General features: G+C 34.0%; 2 protein-coding genes and 1 pseudogene. 2 read left to right on the forward strand and 1 reads right to left on the reverse strand.

Translation table 11 applies throughout. The features are described 5' to 3' along the window. Positions 1-191, reverse strand: a 191-nt coding sequence (locus tag GO684_RS04865; RefSeq protein ID WP_175939395.1) for a hypothetical protein, incomplete at its 3' end; no start/stop codon positions are given. A gap of 472 nt (positions 192-663) precedes the next feature. Between GO684_RS04865 and polA the strand changes: the two genes are divergently transcribed. Both polA and GO684_RS06095 read left to right on the forward strand, forming a co-directional pair. Further along, positions 664-3,207, forward strand: coding sequence for a DNA polymerase I (polA, locus tag GO684_RS04870; RefSeq protein WP_175939396.1), 2,544 nt, complete (start codon positions 664-666; stop codon positions 3,205-3,207). A gap of 492 nt (positions 3,208-3,699) precedes the next feature. Continuing rightward, a pseudogene (locus GO684_RS06095) lies at positions 3,700-3,842 on the forward strand (IS630-like element ISWpi10 family transposase); the annotation flags it as partial. Positions 3,843-4,054: the final 212 nt, after the last annotated feature.

Raw genomic sequence — 4,054 nt, forward strand, 5'->3', positions numbered from 1 at the left:
GTGCTTTGCTTGAGAGCGCTTTGTGCAAATTTATTATCTCTCTCTTTCACTCCGCAATTAAATAACTCTGCAACGTCGTTTATTTGGCCCACTAACAATGAGGATTGGTATAAGAACTCTCCTACCACCTTTTCCAATTCCAGCAAATTTTTGCTGACCTGAATTTTGCAATTGTTGCTGCGATGTATCATCGTTTACCTCAACTTTTTTGAGGCCGCTGGCTCCAAGTTAGATGATATTTCACTTTTACTTGATATAGAACTTGTATCAAACGCTTCGCTGTCACTCGTTAAGCTGGAGTCGAAAGTTGAGAAAGCGTGAGCTTTACTCTATTTTAGAGGCTTGATTATTCCTAGTCTTTGGCCTAATTTTTACTGGTGCTACTTCACTTTTTATTGAAGTAAAATCAAAAATAACCGGACCACTAATAGTCTTTACAATTCCGCTAGCTGATTTAGCCTCCTTCAGGCTTTCCTTCTTTCTTTTTACTCATTTTGAGTTTCAACTTTTTAGTATAACTCAACTTTAAACGATAATTATTAACTATGTGTAAATGCTATTTGGGCGCAAAATTCTCCAAGCTATTTACAAAGCAAGAAAACAAAGACTTGATTTCTGCAGCTAAATAATGGACTATCAAGGGCACACATAAATATCTCTACAATGCAAAAAAAAACTTTCACAATTATCGATGGTTACAGTTTTCTTTTCAGAGCTTATTACGTTTTGCATTATTTAACTACCACAACCGGCATGCCAATAGGTGCTGTATATGGATTTCTGAATATGGTTTTAAAGTATATCGCCCATTCAGACTACTTAACCATAGTACTTGACTCCGGTAAAAAAAATTTCAGACACGATTTATACCCTGAGTATAAAGCAAATAGAGTAGTTCCTCCTGAGGATTTAATTCCACAGTTTGCAATACTGAGGGAAGCAATAGAAGCTCTTAATCTTAGTCATGAAGAGATTGAAGGCTATGAAGCAGATGATATAATTGCAACACTAACTACAAAATATGCCAACCACCAAGATTTTAAAATAGTAATAGTTTCACCAGATAAAGATTTGTTTCAGCTCTTGAATTACAACGTTTTAATATTTGATCCTATCAAAAACATATACATAGATGAAAAACAAGTAATAGAAAAATTTGGCGTAAATTCAAATAAGCTTCTTGATTTATTTTCTCTAACTGGAGACACATCCGACAACATTCCTGGCGTTCCAGGAATAGGCCTAAAGACTGCAGCTAAATTGCTGGATGAATTTGATTCGTTGAACAACACCATAGAAAACATCAATAACATCAAGCAAACAAGGATACGTAATATCCTCACCGAGCATAAAGAAAAAGCGTTAATTTCAAGAAAACTTTTATCACTATGCAAGAAAGTTGATCTTCAATACGGTGCCGCAAAATATAAGGTTCTCTCTCCAAACATGGAAAAATTGTTATCCTTTTTAAAGAAGTATGAATTAAATTCCTTGATAGGCAAAGTAGAAAAGCTTTTTTCTTATAATGAACCAAATACAAAAGAGAGAACAGAATATAGTAATGAAGCATTAGAAAAATTTTTGGAGCACTGCAGATACGAAGACAAAATCGCAATTTATTGCCATTTTGAAAACAACGTACTTAGTAAAATCTCCTTATCTTACAATGAAGATAACGTTTTTTACATAGCTCAAAACTATTTACAAGATGCACTTATCATAATTAATTCAACTCTACTTTCAAAGGGGATACTTAAAGTAATACATGATATCAGAGAAATCAAAAAAACCATTCCTACAATAGAAAAAGCACTGGGCTCAGTTGACGATTTGATGATAATGTCATACAGCCTCGACACAGGAAAACACGACCATAGCATTCCAAACATAATCGCACATAATTTGAGTAAAAATATAGAGACTTTTTCAGCAAAAACTTTAATAGCAATTCATAAAAAGCTGAAACAAAGGCTATTTCAGGAAAAGCTTTTTACAATTTACGAGCGCTTCGATAAGCCGCTTACAAAAGTAATACTCAACATAGAAAAAAACGGAATATTACTAAATATTCAGAAACTACAGGAATTGTCTAATAGATTCCAACAGCTAATCGCTGTACTTGAAAACGACATATACGATTTGGCAGGAGAAAAGTTTAATATTGCTTCGCCAAAACAATTAAGCAATGTTCTGTTTAATAAGATGGAGCTCAATAAGAAAAAAAAGTTGAAATCTGGGCCGTATAGCACAAACTCCGCAGCACTAGAGAAACTTGAAATAGAAGGAGTTGAAATTGCAAGCAAAATTTTAGATTGGCGACACTTAAGTAAATTAAAAGGTACCTACACTGACGCACTAATAAAGCAAGTTGACCTGTTTGATGGCAGAATACACACAAATTTCTCAACAACTGTAACTGGAAGACTCAATTCAAGCAACCCTAATTTGCAGAACATCCCTATCAGGAGCGAAGAAGGAAATCTTATTAGACAGGCATTTATTGCGCCAAAGGGATATAAGATAATTTCTGCTGATTACTCACAGATAGAACTGAGACTCCTAGCACATGTTGCAAATGTTGCAGCGTTTAAAGAAGCTTTTGCAAATGGAAAGGATATTCACAACATTACTGCAGAGCAAGTTCTTGGGGTACAAAAAGGCATAGAAATTAATAAACAATTAAGGCGCAAAGCAAAATCTATTAACTTTGGAAGTATATATGGAATCAGCCCATTTGACCTTGCAAAACATCTTGGAATCACCATTAAGGAAGCTGCTGAATACATCGATTACTACTTCTCCTGTTACCCAGAAATAAAGGTCTATATAGAAAAAGCAGTGTCTATCGCGAGACAGCATGGTTATATAGAAACTTTGTTTGGCAGAAGATGCTTTATAAAAGACATAAATAACACAACTCCTTATCTAAGACAATTTGCGGAAAGAGCGGCAATAAACGCACCACTGCAAGGAACTGCCGCTGATATAATAAAATGTGCAATGATTCAGCTTTTTGATCGGTTAAAAGCAGGCAAAATAATTCTCCAAGTTCATGATGAGCTACTAATTGAAGTAGAGGATGAAAAAGTACAAGAAACGGTAAAACTTATGAAGGATGTAATGGAAAATGTAGTAAAAATTTCTATACCACTTAAAGTAGAGGTAAAAATCAGTGATAACTGGGGAACAACTACACAAACATTGTGATTTGAGAGACTGGCAGGTGTTTTCAAGCAGCTCATAGAAATGCAAAAAATACTTGACACACCTCGCTAGCCCTCTTGCTATGGGCTTATTTTATATAAGCTTCCAATGCAGATTAAAAAAAAGACCTTGTATTTAGCATATCGTTGTTTAATTCTTTGCACCATATGCACCGCACGTCTTCATAAAATCTCCCCCCAAGTTGACCTATATAAGCTAAAACGCGTTTATAAAGCGTTTAAGACATCACCCAACATCAAATTTTTAGAATCAAAGAGTAGCAACTAGTTACTCTGTAGTTTTTTGACCCTTTTTCTCCTCTTAGTAAATTTCTTAAATATCTACAGCCCCAATTAGTTGCATTTAAAATGCAGCTAATACAAATTCCCACTGTATAAAGAATGGATAGACAACTAATGAAAAAGAAGCCATACTGAGTAAGCAAAATAGCAAGGGTTCAATGGCATTGAATCAAAATTATTGGATGAAAAAGTCATGGAATCAGCAAAAGAAATGCTGAAGAAAATACAAAATAATGCATATGTGCAAAAAAACCAAATGCTATAATTGCAGTGAAAAAGCACAGTATAACAGCCGTAGCAAAAATATGTTGCATTTCAAGAACAGTACTAACTCCATAAACAAAACACCTAAAATTTGAAGAGAAGAAAAATTGTTTACTCTCCTTTAACGTCATAAAAGAACTAGATTGGATCAGAGTCAATTTGAATAAGTTGAAGCATAGATACAAGAAAACTCTAACATTATCATTTAAAGAAATTAGGATAAGAATCCAGGAAAAATTTGGCTTGAATGTTAGAAAATTTACAGTACACCATAATATGCAAAA

It is taken from the genome of Wolbachia endosymbiont of Litomosoides brasiliensis, from assembly GCF_013366805.1.
Lineage (GTDB): Bacteria > Pseudomonadota > Alphaproteobacteria > Rickettsiales > Anaplasmataceae > Wolbachia.

Bases quoted from the DNA above. Each gene is read 5' to 3' on its own strand.
- polA (WP_175939396.1), top strand. From the start codon at position 664: ATGCAAAAAAAAACTTTCACAATTATCGATGGTTACAGTTTTCTTTTC.